This window comes from Clostridium sp. C8-1-8 (assembly GCF_009928445.1).
Lineage (GTDB): Bacteria > Bacillota > Clostridia > Clostridiales > Clostridiaceae > Clostridium_AR.
The window spans coordinates 1-16,262 of sequence record NZ_JAABNO010000050.1 but is presented as its reverse complement, the minus strand read 5'-3'; the positions used below and the strand labels follow the sequence as shown (position 1 = coordinate 16,262).

Here is a 16,262-nt window from a genome sequence, read left to right as displayed (position 1 = left end):
CAGTTGTTCCGCCAGGAGCATAGCTGGGTAGCTACGTCGGGAAGGGATAAACGCTAAAGGCATCTAAGTATGAAGAAAGCAAAGCTCTTATTGAAAAATACAATGAAGGTCTAAACACCTATAATGAAGCTGACTACCCATCTATACTACCTAGCTTTGCAAAGAAATTATGGTATAATTTAACTAAGAAAAAAGAAAAAACAATAGATAATTATGACGATTATCTAGATGCAATAATAAAGAGTGGAGACTTTAACTTCGAGACTGAAGGAGAAAAGAAACTTTCCATAGGTTTAGATTTTATTCCTATACTAGGAATAGAAAAGATGACCCTAGAAGGATTACTAGGGGAAGATTTAGTATCAGGAAGAGACTTAAATGGCTTGGAAAGAATCCTTTCAGTAGCTCCAGCAGGCATAGGAGCAATAGCAAAGGTAAAGAATGCAATAAAGCTTGGAGAAATAGGTGGAAAAGTAGAAGGCTCTATCTCCTTTGGAATGAATGGCGGAGGGCAGCTAGACAATATCATCAGTAAGCTTAAAGAAAGTAAAGCTGAAGAAGATATGGTGGCTAAGGAAGCTGTGACTATAGATAAGGGAGGAAGTAAAGCTGACATTATAATAGACGGATTAAAAGTGATTGATGGTAAAGTTCCAATAAGTGAGTATAATGAATTAAGGGATTTGAGCATTCATAATAAGTCATATGATTCGATAACACTAGGAAAATATCTACCAACAATAAATTCAGATGGAACTGAAAATTGGAAGATTGCTAAAAACCATAGAAAGCTATATTGTTGACATTAAAGCTTTCATAGATAGCTAGTTAGTGGAAAATTTGCTTTTTAAGTGTATTGACATAAAAATAATTTCATATGTAAAAACGGATATATGTATATAATCAATAAATTCCAACTAATAAAATAAGTGCTAAATAGCCCCTTGTTGAAAACGGTCAATGGATGTAATATGACTATAGAATCCATTGACCGTTTTGGTTAATAGACACGGAGGCTCAGTATGAATGACAAATTTTTCAAACTGCCTGAAGAGAGACAAATGCAGATTATAAATAGTGCACTGAAGGCTTTTTCTAAGTCAGGCTATTACCAGACATCGACTCTAGAAATTGCACGGGAAGCGGGAATATCCAAAGGACTTCTATTCTATTACTTTAAAATTAAGAAGGAAATGTATCTTTCCCTTTGTGAACACTGCATCAATCTGGTGCTTGATGAGATTAATAAAAACAGAAATGTTGAGGAAAGGGATTTTTTTCAAATACTGCTGCCATCCCAGAGGATAAAATGCAAGCTTATGAAGAAATACAGATATATATATGAATTTATAGTTAAGGTGTATATGGAAAATGATAAGGAGGTCATCGGTTACATAGCTGGATTTGCAGAACCTTTGATTAAGGACAATTATAGACACTTTTTTGAAAGGATAGATAAAACAAAGTTTAGGGAAGGAGTAGATATATCGCTTCTTTTTGAATCACTGCAATGGTGTCTAGATATGAATATCTGTTTGACAAAGCTGTATTTTTAAGTGCCTGGGTCTGCTCTACTCAAAAGACCATTGATAAGTATGTAAAAATCGCAAAGTATTCAAGTTTTACATTGAAATTTGGCTGGCTAATTAGGCTTCAAGCAAAGTACTGGCACTATACAAAGCAGCAGGCGGAATTCATGGTTGAGTATTCAAAGAAGATAACTCCAGAGCAGTATGCAGTCTGGTTTAAAAATCGGATTTTGCTAGATGAAACTACCAATTACCAAAATATAAAAATACCAATGCTGGCTGTATGCGGCAAAAAGAAACTTAATGAAATGATAAGATCCATAGAGGAGCTTGGCAGGAGAAACCTAAATTGCAAAATAATTTTTTTGGACAATGCTAATCATGATTTTCCTCTTAGAAAAGCTGATCAGATAAATCCCATACTTCTGGACTTTTTTAAGTAATGATAAAATCATGATGATAGCAAAGTTGAAGATGCTGCATTTAAAAGGTCTATGTAGTTCTGAGTCTATTGATATAGGGATATAGGTACGGAGCTTGTGTGCCGGGAAGTTAACAGATGTGATGATACCTTATTCAAAGTGGATTTAGGAAGAAAATTAAATAAGTTAGAAGAGGAATGATATAGCATGGAATTTAAAGAAGTAAAAATCGAAATATATGTTCCAGAAGAATATGTAATAAAATTACGGGATGCACTTAATAAGATTAATGCATGTAAGATTGGAGATTATGATAATGTTATTTCAATAACCAATGTTAGAGGTTATTGGAGGCCTTTAGAAGGTTCGAATCCATTCAATGGCCAAGTGGGTAAGATATGTGAAGGCACAGAATGTAAGATGGAGATAAGATGTAAGAGAGAATATGTCAAGGCTGCAAATAAGGTTATCAGAGAAATTCATCCTTATGAAGAGCCATTAATAAATATTATTCCAATTGTAAATGAATTATTTGAATAGGCAGATATGTTCTTCGTTTTCTTAAAGTGAAAAGATGGAACTCTTGAAAGGGAGCTCCATCTTTTATGTTTTACTAGCAATACTGTTAGCCCTTTTTTTTGCTAATTTTTTAGAAAGATTAGGAGATTCCTACTATTTTATAGAAAAACTTACCAAGGGCGAGTTTCTCCTTTAATTTATCCAAATTATGAACATTGTATTAACTAAAGTTCCATGATACCATATAATAAAATGTTGAAAAAGGTATTATTATGGGAAAAAGTGTTGAAATTATAGACGAATTTATCATTTATAAGTCCAAATACGTTACATATTATATAGAACAAGTTAAATCTTAGAATAGACATAAGGGGTGGAGCTTTGGTTCCTATAGGGACAAAAACTGCATACACAAAAAACAACGAGGGAGAGTAAAAATGGAGACGAAAACACACAAAAGAAGAGAAAGAAGTTTTATGGAGAAAGTGCTTTCCATATTACTTTCATTGATTGTTATAGTAACGATCTTACCACCTACTACTGTTTTATCTGAAGCTAAGGGAACTATGAGTGTAGTTATGGGAACTCCTACTTGGAGTAGCACTATTGATTACAGTTTTAAGGATGCCATTGTTAATGGGACAAACATCACATCCATAATGGTAAGTGGTACAAATTACACAGGAGTTATGTCTGTTCCGTACTCGTCAGTTCCTTACGAAACATTAAAAAATACCTCAGGAACAACTACGATGCAAACCTTTGTATTTAATTCAGGTATTACTAGTGAACAGGCTCAAGGATTTATTAGAGGAATAGTTTTTAGGTTTACACCAAATGCAGTGGTTACTATTACTGTTGATGGTAACAAGACAAGCTTACCGCAAGGAGCTTCAATTATAAAATTAAATCCTCCAGATGATGTAAATAATCCGCATTATTATATGTATGTAAATGACATTGTTCCATGGCATGAGGCGTATAACAGAGCAAAGGCATATAATTTCATGGGAATGAAGGGATATCTTACAACTATTACATCACAGGCTGAGGATCAGGTTCTGACAAATATTTCATCATTACCAGCTTGGGCTGGAGCTACACGTCTTACAAAGGATAGCAATAGTAATGTAATATTAGATGACGATTTTATCAATCCTCTAGACAAAAGTAACGAGGGAAATGTTTTCTATTGGGCCTGTGGACCAGAGGCAGGAGGAATATTTTACGGGGGAAAATACTCTGGTGGTGATTCTTACGGATATACTAACTGGAATACAGGAGAACCCAATGATTACAATGATAACGAAAACAGTCTTCAGGTTAACTATACTTTTGAAAACACAAAGGCCTGGAATGACTTACCTGAGGATTATGCAGCACCAGAGCTACTTAGTGGGTATTTTGTAGAGTTTTCTAAGTATGACAGAGGCATGGATACAACTTATTCTGCTACCCAAACCGGTAGTTCAAGTTATACTATGCCAGCAAGCGGGCCTAGTCCAGCTCTTGCTAATTTCTTAATGTTTGGAAGTTTTGATTATAATGGTGAGAGAAAGGGATTAATGCCTATATTTTCTGGTGTGAGACTTACATTAAACACAGATTACACCATTATGTACACCGGTAGAAATTCAACTGTGTATAACAGTTCAGATGCACCAATATATCCTGGAGACTACACAATAAATATAATTTTAACTTCTGCAGGCTTGCAGAAAGCTTATGTACAAAATGAACTGTCAAATGACTTTACTATAACAAAAGCACCACTAACACCCAATGGTATACCCAATCCTAGTAAAAGTTATGATGGAAACACATATTTACCAGGTGGAAGGGAAGTTTCTTTTTCAGGTAAAGTAGGTAATGATGACGTAGGTATAGCCTATACTTCAGCACAGTTTGACAACCCAGATATAGGAGCTAACAAATCAGTTACGGTATCAGGGCTTTCTATTACAGGACAGCAAAGCGGTTATTATACACTAGAATCTAACATTTTTTCAGTAAATAATGGACAAATAACTGAAGGTATACCTGGTGAGGTTACTAATGTCATGTTTGATGACAAGACCTCTACCTACAACGGAGCGACACAAGCTAATGTTTTAGGAAGCTTGCCAACTGGAGTTTCAAGGGTGACCTATAGCTATCAGGGCATAGGAGGCACAGCTTATGAACCAACAGAAGCGCCACCAAAGAACGCAGGTAACTATAGTGTAACAGCAGCTTTTACAATGGAGCCAGGATATAAGCAGCTTGAAGCAATTACGAAAAATCTTACTATAAATAAAGCAGAAATAGTAGTTTCAGGTATTACAGCAGAGGATAAGGTTTATGACGGCAATAAGAATGCAACTTTAGTATATAACTCAGCAAATCTTGCTGGAAAAGCTCCTTCTGATGATCTGAGAGTATCAGCTACAGGTACTTTTGTATCTAAGAATCACGCAGATAATCCTGTAGAGGTCGCTATTGGAGATATGAAACTAACAGGGGATGCGGCTTCTAACTATATTCTTTCAGCCAGTGGTCAGCAGACAGTTACTTCTGCAAGAATTATGAAAAAAGCAGTCAATGTAAGCTTGTCAGTGAAAAATAAGCAGTATGATGGATTGAATAATGCAGCCTTTTCAGAAGTACCTATTCTAGAAGGAGTTGTAAGCGGTGATGCGGTTGAATTGATAAATGGTACTCCTACTTTTTCAACTGTAAACGCTGGAAATTCAATTTTAGTTAACCTTACAGAGTTTTCATTAAGTGGTGCAGATAGTGTTAACTATAGCCTTATACAACCTTCGGGAATTACTGCGGATATTACCAATACATATGATGCAACAGAAGGTACGGATTACACTTTAAATTCAAAAGCATGGTTAAACACAGCTTTTGTAATCACAGCAAAACCAGGTTATGCATTGTCATACAGCAATACAGACACTGGCAATTGGTTAGATAAAATCTCAGTATCAGAGGAAAATAAAGCTGGAACAATTAACTTTTATATTAGAAATCTAAGTACGAAAGCAATTTCTAATTTGAAAACCGAAAGTTATAAGATAGATAAGACTACCCCTAAAGGGGAAATTAAAGTTAAAGAAAGTTCTATTTCAAAGGTTCTTAATAAATTGACCTTTAGTCGCTTCTTTAAAGACAGTATAGAAGTAACAGTAAGTGGAAGTGATGACTTAAGTGGAGTAGCTTCTGTTCAATATATCAAAACTTCATCAGAGATAAATCCTGAGGATTTACCAAAACAAAGTTGGATAGGTTCAGAGGATAGCAGTGAAAAGACTTTTAGTGCAACTGCAAGTGATAAGTTTATGGTATACGGTAAGATTGTTGACAAAGCAGGCAACATATCTTATGTAAATTCAGAGGGAGTTGTGGTATATAAAGACTCCGTTAGAGCAACAGAACAAATTTCCTTTGTGAAGCTAAGTGAAGAAGCTGTAGCGGCAACGGTTAAATTAAATGGTAATACCATAGCAAAGATATCCAATGGTACAACAGTTCTTGTAAAAGATAGAGATTATACTGTATCAGATGATTCGATAAGCTTTAAAGCTAGATATTTAAACAGCTTAGCTGCAGGTGATTATACTTTAACAATTGATTATAATCCTTATGGAGAAGAATATGTGGAGAATAGTACCAATGTAGCTCCAGTAACTACTGCTATTTCCTTAAAGGTTCTTAAAGCAGAACAGGCAAAACTAGCAGTTACTGATGTAACAACTTCTGATATAACCTATGGAGATACCTTTATAATAGGAAACTTAGGGGGAAATGGTGACGGAAAAGTAGCTTATTATTCTACTAATACAGCTGTTGCTGTAATAGAAGGAAATAAAGTAAAGATTGTAGGTGTAGGAGCCTTTGCAATTACAGCTACCAAGGAAGCTAGTTCAGATGGAGTTTATAACGCCACAAGCTCTACAAGTTCAAACTATACTACCTCAAGGAAAGAACTAAAAATTACTGAGCTTACTGCTAAGGATAGGCAATATAATGGAACAGATATTGTAGCGCTTAATGGTGGAAGCCTCATAGGGAAAGTTGACAGCGATGATGTTAACTGCATAATGCCAACTATGGGAACAGCCTCAAGTAAGGATGCAGGACTTAGAACAGTAAAAATTGAAACACCTAAGCTTACAGGTATAAAGAAGGAGAATTATTACCTATCTCTACCGGAGGTTAAGGTAAGTATTGATAGAAAAGATGTTATTATTGCAGGAGCTAGTGCTTCTGATAAGGTTTATGACGGAAAAACTTTAGCAAACCTAACTAGTAACGGAGCTTTATCTGAAAATTATGATGGTGAAAATCTTAAAATTACTGCAGGGCAAGCTAATTTCTTAAGTAAAAATGTAGGTAAAGATATAGCTGTTAGTTTCAGTGGATTTACGCTGAGCGGTACGGAAGCAGCTAATTATAACCTTTTAAAGCAGCCTGAAAATACAAAAGCAAATATAAGCAAGGCTCCAATAAACATAGTACCACTGAGCAATCAAGGTAAATACTATGGCGAGAAGGATATAGAATTACAATATAAATATGAAGGAAATGTTCCTTTAGAAACACCAGCTTTTGATAATAAATTATCTCGTGTTTCAGGAGAAACCATTGGTTCTTATGATATCCTTCTTGGAGAGCTTTCTCTTAAAGACAACGGTGCATTCCTGTCAAGGAATTATGATATTGCACTAGATAAGGAAAAAGTACTTTTTAAAGTAGAAGAATATACTACAGACAAAGTTGGAGCATTAAATCCTGCTCAAGGCAAAGCTGACTGGTATACTGGGCAAGTTACTTTAACTGCACCTGAAGGTTATGAGATGAGTAACAGCTCAGCCTTAGAAGGCAACTCATGGAGTCAGAACATTAATCTGGATAGTGCAGATGGCAGTGATAAATCCTATGAATACTACTTAAAAGATAAGTCCACAGGGGCAATTACAACTACTGCTAAAAAGGTTTTATACAAGGTTGACAGTCATGTACCTAAAATAGATAAGGATGAAATCAAGTATGAGACGGCAAATGATGGAGAGCTTGCAGCTATAGGAAGGTTCTTAAGCTTTGGTAACTTCTTTAAAAAATCCTTCAGAGTAACCTTAAAAGTTTCTGATGTTGGTGATAGTAATCCTTATAGCATAAATTACATCGTAAAAGATACCGATGGAAATGAACTTTTAAAAGGAAGCAGTAAAGTTGACGGTAAAACAGCAACTGTTGAGTTACCTCTTGAAGGTATAAAAGACAAAGAAGTTACCATTGAAGTGTACGCTGTTGATGGTGCTGGTAACGAAGGTGAGAAAATAATATTAAAGGGAACCACCTCAAACAGCGATAAATGGTATGTTTCAGATAAGACGCCTACTATAGATGACTTTAAGCTAAATGATGTAGTGATGAATGATGGACAGGAAATAAAAGATGTTGCTGCCAAAGTAACAGCTCATATTCAGGACGAAGGTGGAATCTATAAGGTAAGCTATAAGTTTGATGGTTTTGATAATTATGTTGATATCACTGAAGGCTTAGGAAAAAGTGAAAAGCTTACTAAGGAATACAACTTCAGCAAACAATTTAATTCTTCGGGAGAACATTATCTTGAGCTCATGGTAGAAAACAACTCAGGAGTTACTACTGTAAAGAAGATACACTTTAATATAAAAACACCGGAATCAGCTAAAAAGGTGACTATTTCTGCCAATGGTAGTGCTTATTTTGAGGGAGACTCAATAAAGGTTTCAGAGCTACAATACAACGTAAGTGGTCTTTCTAAAGATGAAAATGTTAAGGACATATTAGACACTTCAAATGTTATGGCAGTTATTGATGATAAGATAGTTACCGGTGACAGCATAGTATTAAAGAAGGGTACTCACACCTTAAGCTTTAATAATATTTCTGCAAAAGGCTATAGTGTAGTTTATAACAAAGCTGAGTTAGATGTTTATGAAAAACTTACTATAAGCTTCAAAGACAATGACGGTAAGGAACTTCTAAAGAATGCTTTTGCTCAGAAGGGACAGCTTCTAAATATTCCTGAGGAACCTGTAAAAGCAGGTAGTGCCTTTGTTGGATGGTCTACTGATAAGAATGGAAGTAAGCTGTGGAACTTTGCGTACGATACAGTTAATACTAATATGAATCTTTACGCAGTTTGGAGTAATAAGATATATAGCGTTACAATAAGAACCAACAATGGAATTCCAGACACTATTTATAGTTCTGTTGCTTATGGCAAAAAGTTAGAAAAGCCACAAACACCGACTTTGGAAAGTGCAAGCTTTGAAGGTTGGTATCAAGATAGCAGCTTAACTAAGCCTTGGAATTTTGATACAGATACAGTAAAGGGCAATACAACTATTTATGCTAAGTTTACAAAAAACACTTACACAGTGAGCTTTGCCCCTACAGGAAGTGAGACACTAAAGCCTATTACTGGTATTTATTATGATCAGCTTGTAAGGCCGATTCCAACTAAGCCAGAGGCTAAGGGAAAGCTTTTTGCTGGCTGGTATCTTGATAAGGAGCTTACAGAGCCTTTCGAGTTTGCCTTTGATACGGTTAAAAGCAACATAACCTTATATCCTAAGTGGGTTGACAAGACCTATACTGTTTTCGGTGGTGTTACAGATGCTAATGGCAACATCATGAAGGAAACAAAGGTTGAAATTGTGAAAGATAAGGCTGTTATTGCAGCTACAAAAACCGATGAACATGGACTATTCAGATTTGTTCAGGTACCAAAGGGAAGCTATTCTCTTAGAGCTACAGATGAAAAGAGAAATGTAGTTAAGAATATAGTGGTTGAAGATAAGGATCTTATGGAACTTATTCTTACCCTCCCATCCAGTGCGGTTTCCGTAGCTCCATCAAAGGAAAATAGCACCAAGGGAATTTCCTTTGACAAGCTTGATAAAATATTTGACTTTACAAAAGGGAATTACTTGACAGTTACAGAGCAGAAAACCCTTAGAAATGGGGGCAAGGTTGAGGTAAATGTTAATGCCAAGGATAAACAGAATATGTCCCCTGAAAAAATCAAAGAAGTACAGAATTATATAAGTTCTTTAGGAAAGGTGTCTGGAGAACTTTACAATGTAGAAATTGAAAAGCTTGTGTACGATAATTCTGGAAAGGTATCAAAGGGATATATAAGTGAAACCAATGAACCAATAACAGTTAAGATTAAACTAACAGATAGCAGTAAGAATAAGAACAATTATCAGATTATAAGAGAGCATAATGGTAAAATGCAGGTACTTACTAAGAAGCCAGTAAATGGTGAATACTTTGAGCTTAACGGAGACGAAATTATCATCCATTCGGAAAAGTTTTCTACCTTTGCGGTTGCTTTTGACAAGCATTATGCACCAATGGCAAGTTGGCTGTTTGTGTTTATACCTTTAGGTTTGCTTATTGCATTGTTCTATACCAAAAACAGAATAAAAAGTTCTGCTAAAAAGGGTGGTGAGAGTTAATGGATGATTTTATTGTTAGAGGTGAAGAGAAGGAAAGTATCTTAGATAATGACCGTGTGTTCCATGATGAAGCCTATGCAGTGGTGTCCGAGGATAACGCTGCAGGGGTAGATGAAACCCATAGCCATCATGAAACTAGAAATGAAAGACACGATATACATAACGGAGATGAAGATCATAGGGAAAGCAGGGAAAAAGGCTCACTAAGGGAAAATATTCAGTCCTTCACTGGCATATTTGCATCCGTTGCTGTCACCGCAGTGGTGGCAGTAGCAGTTGCCTTTAGTGATAAACCTGTGGTCAATATATCTTCCTTTGACATTGGAAACAACTATGTTGAATATTCAGCAGATATCAACAACGAAACAGGAAAGAAGCTTGTAATAAGTGTTAGCAGCGATAATGAAAACTATGAAAAGCAAGTGGATACAGGCGTGGTTACTGATATGGTGAAGAATCTAAAGCCTGATAAAAAGTATACTTTTTCAATTAAAGCTGCAGATGGGGTAAAGCGTACTTTCTTAACTAAAAGCTTTAGAACCGCCAAGAGTGAAAAAGAGTATGAACCTAAGGTGTCAGGAATTATAACAGAGCGAAATAATTCTGATAAGAATCTATACATTAGATTTGAAGTTTCAGATATCTATTCTTATTATTCAGGTTATAAGCTTATCCTTAAGGACAATGGAAAAGTGGAAGGTGAGATTCCAATAGCTGATATTAAAAAGAACACGGTTTTGAGTTTAGACCGTTATTCAAAACCACAGTATACTGTTGAGCTACAAGCCAACTCTTCTATGCCAAGTGATCGTAATAAAAATATTAATCAAAAAACTGTTTACAGTGCAATCATAAAAAATTGAGGTGACACAAATGAGTGAAAACATAAAAAACGAAAAGAAGAAAAAGAGCAAGGCTGAAATAACCGCAATAATTATCAACGTTTTACTTTATATATCCATTATAGCTTTCATTCTTATAGGAGTATTTGCAGAGAAACTATTTGGACCAGACAATATTTTTACACAAAATATTGGTTCAGTTTTTAATGTTAAAGGCAATTTAATGGATAAGCTTCCTAATATACTAAAATCCATAACTTACATAATACTAGTTTATTTCTTAAGTAAAATAGCAAGATACATTTTAAATAAACTGCTAAGCATTTTAAACAAAGGTAAAACCATAATAAATCTTTTAGATAGCTTCATAAAGTATGGCTGCGGAATAGCTTTAATATTTTTATTTTTAGGGGCTGTAGGTGTGGATACAACCACCTTACTTGCCAGTGCAGGTATACTTGGACTAGCTGTGGGGCTTGGAGCACAATCTATAATAGAAGATGTTATAGCAGGGTTGTTCCTTGTTTTTGAAAAGACCTTCGTGGTTGGCGATGTAGTAATAGCAAATGGCTTTAGAGGTACCATCAAAGAAGTAGGTATCCGTACTACTAAGATAGTTGATATCGGTGGAGATACTAAGGTTATAAACAACTCAAAGATAACTGATGTAATAAACATGACAAATCACCTTTCTCTAGCAGTATGTGAGGTAGAGATTGAATATGGTGAATCTCTTGAAAGAGTTGAAGCTGTTCTGGCTGAAAAGCTAGAGGAAATCGGTTCAAGAATAACAGGAATCGTTGAAGGGCCATTTTACAAAGGCGTTGGTGCATTAAACACTAACGGTGTAAGTCTTAAGATAATTGCAAACTGTCATGAAAAAGACAAGTTCCAAATAAGAAGAGAATTGAATCGTGAAATAAAGCTTCTATTTGATGAATACAACATTGACATGCCTTATCCGCACATAGTCGTAAATGACAACACTGTATTCTCAAAGGCAACTTCAGAGGATAAAGCTAAGGCAAGAGAATTTATGCTTAAACATAAGGAAATGTCAAAGCACATAGAGAATGATATACATTAAGATAATGTACAAGGAGTGTGAGAAAAATGGCTGCCAAGAAAAAAGGTAAGCATCTGCTAGTGGCAGTAGTAATCCTTTGTCTAATAGGAGCACTTGTTTCTATGGCATTATCCCAAAAGATATTTGGAACAGATACCGTTGATGTAAAAGTATTTAAGATTGTATCACAACTACTATATGCTTTAATTTTAACCATAGTTGTAACAAAGTTAGAACAGATTCTTATGAGGCACTTTGGTACAAATAAGATGATAACGGAGTTTGTAGGATCTGTGATCATTTGTATTTTGTTTTTCAACATGACATTTAATTCCTTAGTAGTAATGGGAGTTAATCCTAAAGCACTAAAGTCAATCAGCTCAGTAGCTGCTTTAATAGTAGGAATAGGAAGTAAGAAAGTTATAGCTAACTTACTAGCAGGAGTATTTCTTGCAGTAGAGGATCTAGTACATCCTTTTGACTTCATCGTTATTAAGAAATATGCAGGACTCGTGGTTGATACAAACTTATTTTATGTAACCTTGGAAGATGGAGACGAAAACAGGAAAAAGATTAAGAGCAAGGACTTTGTAAACTTCAATAATTCAGCTTATAATCTTAGCACCATTAACATAGATGCAAAGGTGTCGGTAAAGGTTCCTTTTAAGGAAATCGAAGAGATTATAAAGGCAGTTCTTGAAAACTCAGAGGAAAAGTATCCTTCCTTTGTAGAGAAACCTGAGTTTCAGGGCATTGAAAAATTTATCGACGGAAAGATGCACTTAAGATTTTCTGGAAGATGTAAAGGTAAGGACAGAAAAAAATCAGTAGTAAGTCTAACGGTTGAAATAGCAAAACAGTTTACAAAGAATGATGTGAACATTATTCTACCTCAGATGGAACTTATGTAAAGATAGAGTTATCTTTTACTATCCAGGAAATATAAAATTTTTTGCTAGCAGTGCACTTCAATATCAAGACTTTTTTAGTAAAATAGAAAAAATGAGCTTAACTCATAAAAAGGTTAAGCTCATTTTTTATTCTTTAGGAATGCTTATGAAAGTTTAAACTCTTTGAATAGTATAACAAATGGTTAGAATAGTTTATTAGGATATGAAGTTAAAAAGAAAATTTGCATTTATCCAAAAGATTTGTTAGTACATTATTTACTTTGCAGCATATATCAAAGATTATGAAAATTCATCTGTTTAAATAATATTAAACTATGGTAAAATAACAATATTAGGTGGTGGAGAGAGTATGAAGAAAAAATTTAATGTAACTGGTACATGTATACCAAAGATGCATTATATGGTAGATACTTCGAAAAAGATTGATGAGATAATGGAGTTTGTTGAAGATGGAGAATATTTCATAATAAATAGACCAAGGCAGTATGGAAAAACTACTACATTATTTTTGTTAGAAAATAGGTTGAACCAGGATCAAGAGTATCTTGTTATTTCTATTAGCTTTGAAGGTGTAGGCGATTTGATATTTCAAGATGAAATGAAGTTTTCTAAAGCCTTCTTAAAAATAGTTAAGAGAGCTGTAGAATTTAACAATGAAAAGTTTACTGATTTTATGGAAAATGAAAATCCAGAAAATATTGATGATATATCAAGTTTCATAACCAAGCTAGTTAAAAAAGCCAATAAGAAAATAATATTAATGATAGATGAAGTAGATAAAAGTAGTAATAATCAGTTATTTTTAAGTTTTTTAGGAATGATAAGGAATAAGTATTTGCTCAGAAATACTGGAAAAGACTATACTTTTCATAGTGTAATATTAGCTGGAGTACATGATGTGAAAACTTTGAAAATCAAAATTAGGTCTGATGAAGAGCACAAATATAATAGACCTTGGAACATAGCGGCAGATTTTGATGTGGACATGAGTTTTTCTTCAGAAGAAATAAAAACTATGCTAGATGATTACGTGGAGATTAAGAAAGTTAGCCTTAATAAGGAGTATTTTTCAGATAGATTATATTATTATACATCAGGTTATCCCTTCTTAGTAAGTAAGCTTTGTAAAATTATAGATGAGAAGATAATGGAAGCAGATAACCTAACCTGGGACAATGAATATATGGATTTAGCAGTTAAAGAAATTTTAAGAGAAAGTAATACTAATTTTGATAGCCTTATTAAAAATATTGAAAATAATGCAGATTTGAAGGAATTAGTAAAAAGAATTATATTGGATAACGATGATATAACATATGTAACTGACAACCCTGTAATAAGTTTAGGTATAATTTACGGGATTTTTAAAAATGAAAATGGAAAAGTAAAGATTAACAATAAGATATACGAGCAACGAATTTATAATTATATGAGTTCACTTGTGGAAACATCAATTAAAATAGGAGCTTATAATCAAAGAAGTGCCTATATAAAAGAAGATAGTAGTTTGGATATAAGAAAAATTCTTGTAAAATTCTCTGAATTTATGAAGCATGAGCGTTCAGAAAAGAGAGAAACTTTTTTAGAATCAGATGGAAGATTATTATTCTTAGCTTTTATAAGTCCTATAATAAATGGAACAGGTTTTGCCTTTAAGGAGGTTCAAGGCGGTGAGGAAAAGCGTTTTGATATAGTGTTAACCTATAATAAAAAAATGTATATAATAGAGCTTAAAATATGGCGTGGAGAAGAGTATCACAATAAAGGATTAACCCAATTAGGAGAATATTTAGAACAATACAATCTAGATGAAGGGTATCTTCTAGTATTTGATTTTAGAAAAGAGCAGAGCAAAAAGGGTGATATTGAAGAAGTTACTGTTGCTTCTAGAGATAGTGTAAAAAGAATAGTAGAAGTTTATTGCTGATTAGATAACCTATTATAAGATGAGATAGAATATAAGTAATGGCTGTTGCATGATGGATGCAACAGCCATTTTTCACTGTATTAGCTCAAAGTTATGATATTTGGTCGTAGTCTTTAAGAGAAAGTAATATGAAAGGTACAGTAACTCCAAATATGCTTAGAACTGTATAAAGTGTAGCTTTTTCTGGTCTATATGACTTATAAAGCTTATTCAATGCAAACAGCACAAGAATATAATTAGCCAAGGAAAGTAGTCCACCTAAGAAATGTACATGGTTAAAGATGAATACTACAATAGCTGCTACGGGAAGAACAACTTCAGCGCTTGGAATCTCCCAATCAAAAACCTGTACAGTTCTAATTAACTTACCAAGGATGTATAGCTGAGCTATAGGAATCCATGCAACCCATGAGTTTTGAAGCCCTTGTCTTAAGGCCATTTTGTATAAAGCGTAGGCTAAAATAACATACAAAACTATAGATATTAATCCTGTGAATAAAAGATAGAAGAAGCCAAAAATTAAAAGAGTTTGAAACATTAAACCACCCACCATATTATTTTTTAAATATATTAAAGTACTATGTTGAAATTAAGTGATCAGTCATCCGATGCTTAGATGAGCTTGTGCAAAAAATCATTTAATTCTAATAGCTCGTTCATATAGCATCTCCTTCTTAACCGCTTAATTTCAATAATATTCTTAAACATAAACTGTTTAATAATAAATATTCATAATTCGTGGCAAATAGTACAGTCGTTTTTAGCAGTATTATATATTTAGAAGATTAAAGAGAATTATAAAAAATAAAACTGATACTGTGTACCAGTAGTTTTAACAAATATTGATACAGTATATGATTCTTAATCTAAAGAAGTGTAGAGTAGCACATATATTTTTTTATCTCAAAATTACGTAAGTAGACAAAAAGATATTGAAATATAAGAGAAGAAATTATTTTAAGCTTTTTTTATACCTAATAGTGGCTACGATGCAATTTACTATAAGTATTATAATTGTAAGGCTTTGAAGCACTAATGCTGGCTGATCTCTTCGTTCATTGTAAGTTATTATAACAACTACAATAAATATGAGAGTACAAATATATTGTAATATTGGCTGCCATATTTTATTGATTTTTTTCATAGTTAGAATCTCCTCTTTTCCTATGCAATATACTGGAACCTAATTGAGTTAATTGAGCATTTTTATGAAATACTCATTTTCTAGATTATACCATATCATCAATGAAGTGTAATTACGTGGGAGAATTATTCTATAAACACTCCAATAATATAGATATTAAGGCTTAACTAAAATACACTAGATATATTTATTAACACCTACAATGTAAAGAATGATTCTGTATGAACTGGGAATATACAGTATATTTCCATAAATATATAATGGTGTTAAGGGGGGCATACAACAGTTTTAAAACACCTACTAACACCTACTAAAATATATTGGAATATTGTTAGTTTTATGTTGTCATAATATGTGTAAAGATGTGATAGCATGAAGTATTATACAATTGGTCAATTCT

At 33.7% G+C, this 16,262-nt stretch carries 11 protein-coding genes; 9 read left to right on the top strand and 2 right to left on the bottom strand.

Going from position 1 to position 16,262, the window contains the following annotated elements; genetic code table 11:
* The first annotated feature begins 89 nt into the window (after positions 1-89).
* The 9 genes from GXK57_RS25440 to GXK57_RS25400 all read left to right on the top strand — a co-directional run bounded on the left by GXK57_RS25440 (position 90) and on the right by GXK57_RS25400 (position 14,718).
* On the top strand, positions 90-803 hold the full coding sequence (locus GXK57_RS25440; RefSeq protein WP_160680824.1) for a pre-toxin TG domain-containing protein: 714 nt from the start codon (positions 90-92) through the stop codon (positions 801-803).
* A gap of 219 nt (positions 804-1,022) precedes the next feature.
* Positions 1,023-1,556 carry a TetR/AcrR family transcriptional regulator gene (locus GXK57_RS25435; protein ID WP_160680823.1) on the top strand — a complete coding sequence of 178 codons (534 nt, stop codon included), beginning with the start codon at positions 1,023-1,025 and terminating at the stop codon, positions 1,554-1,556.
* Positions 1,511-1,972 carry a hypothetical protein gene (locus tag GXK57_RS25430; protein ID WP_160680822.1) on the top strand — a complete coding sequence of 154 codons (462 nt, stop codon included), beginning with the start codon at positions 1,511-1,513 and terminating at the stop codon, positions 1,970-1,972. Before GXK57_RS25435 ends, GXK57_RS25430 begins: the two co-directional genes overlap by 46 nt.
* Before the next feature lie 186 nt (positions 1,973-2,158).
* Positions 2,159-2,491, top strand: a complete 333-nt coding sequence (locus GXK57_RS25425; protein ID WP_160680821.1) for a YqfO family protein — start codon at positions 2,159-2,161, stop codon at positions 2,489-2,491.
* A gap of 416 nt (positions 2,492-2,907) precedes the next feature.
* Positions 2,908-9,972, top strand: a complete 7,065-nt coding sequence (locus tag GXK57_RS25420) for a YDG domain-containing protein (protein ID WP_160680820.1) — start codon at positions 2,908-2,910, stop codon at positions 9,970-9,972.
* A complete protein-coding gene (locus GXK57_RS25415) occupies positions 9,972-10,835 on the top strand; it encodes a hypothetical protein (protein ID WP_160680819.1) in 864 nt (287 codons plus the stop codon). Before GXK57_RS25420 ends, GXK57_RS25415 begins: the two co-directional genes overlap by 1 nt.
* A gap of 10 nt (positions 10,836-10,845) precedes the next feature.
* Positions 10,846-11,901 (top strand): mechanosensitive ion channel family protein, encoded by a 1,056-nt coding sequence (locus GXK57_RS25410; protein ID WP_160680818.1) that lies wholly within the window; start codon positions 10,846-10,848, stop codon positions 11,899-11,901.
* A gap of 26 nt (positions 11,902-11,927) precedes the next feature.
* Entirely contained in the window at positions 11,928-12,791 is an 864-nt protein-coding gene (locus GXK57_RS25405) for a mechanosensitive ion channel domain-containing protein (RefSeq protein WP_160680817.1), read from the top strand.
* 349 nt (positions 12,792-13,140) lie between these two features.
* Complete coding sequence (locus GXK57_RS25400; protein ID WP_160680816.1) at positions 13,141-14,718, top strand: AAA-like domain-containing protein; 1,578 nt, start codon at positions 13,141-13,143, stop codon at positions 14,716-14,718.
* Between the two features lie 91 nt (positions 14,719-14,809).
* On the opposite strand, the gene GXK57_RS25395 is transcribed toward GXK57_RS25400, so the two are convergent.
* Both GXK57_RS25395 and GXK57_RS25390 read right to left on the bottom strand, forming a co-directional pair.
* Positions 14,810-15,256, bottom strand: coding sequence for a hypothetical protein (locus GXK57_RS25395; RefSeq protein ID WP_160680815.1), 447 nt, complete (start codon positions 15,254-15,256; stop codon positions 14,810-14,812).
* 414 nt (positions 15,257-15,670) lie between these two features.
* Positions 15,671-15,862, bottom strand: a complete 192-nt coding sequence (locus GXK57_RS25390; RefSeq protein ID WP_160680814.1) for a hypothetical protein — start codon at positions 15,860-15,862, stop codon at positions 15,671-15,673.
* Positions 15,863-16,262 lie beyond the last annotated feature (400 nt).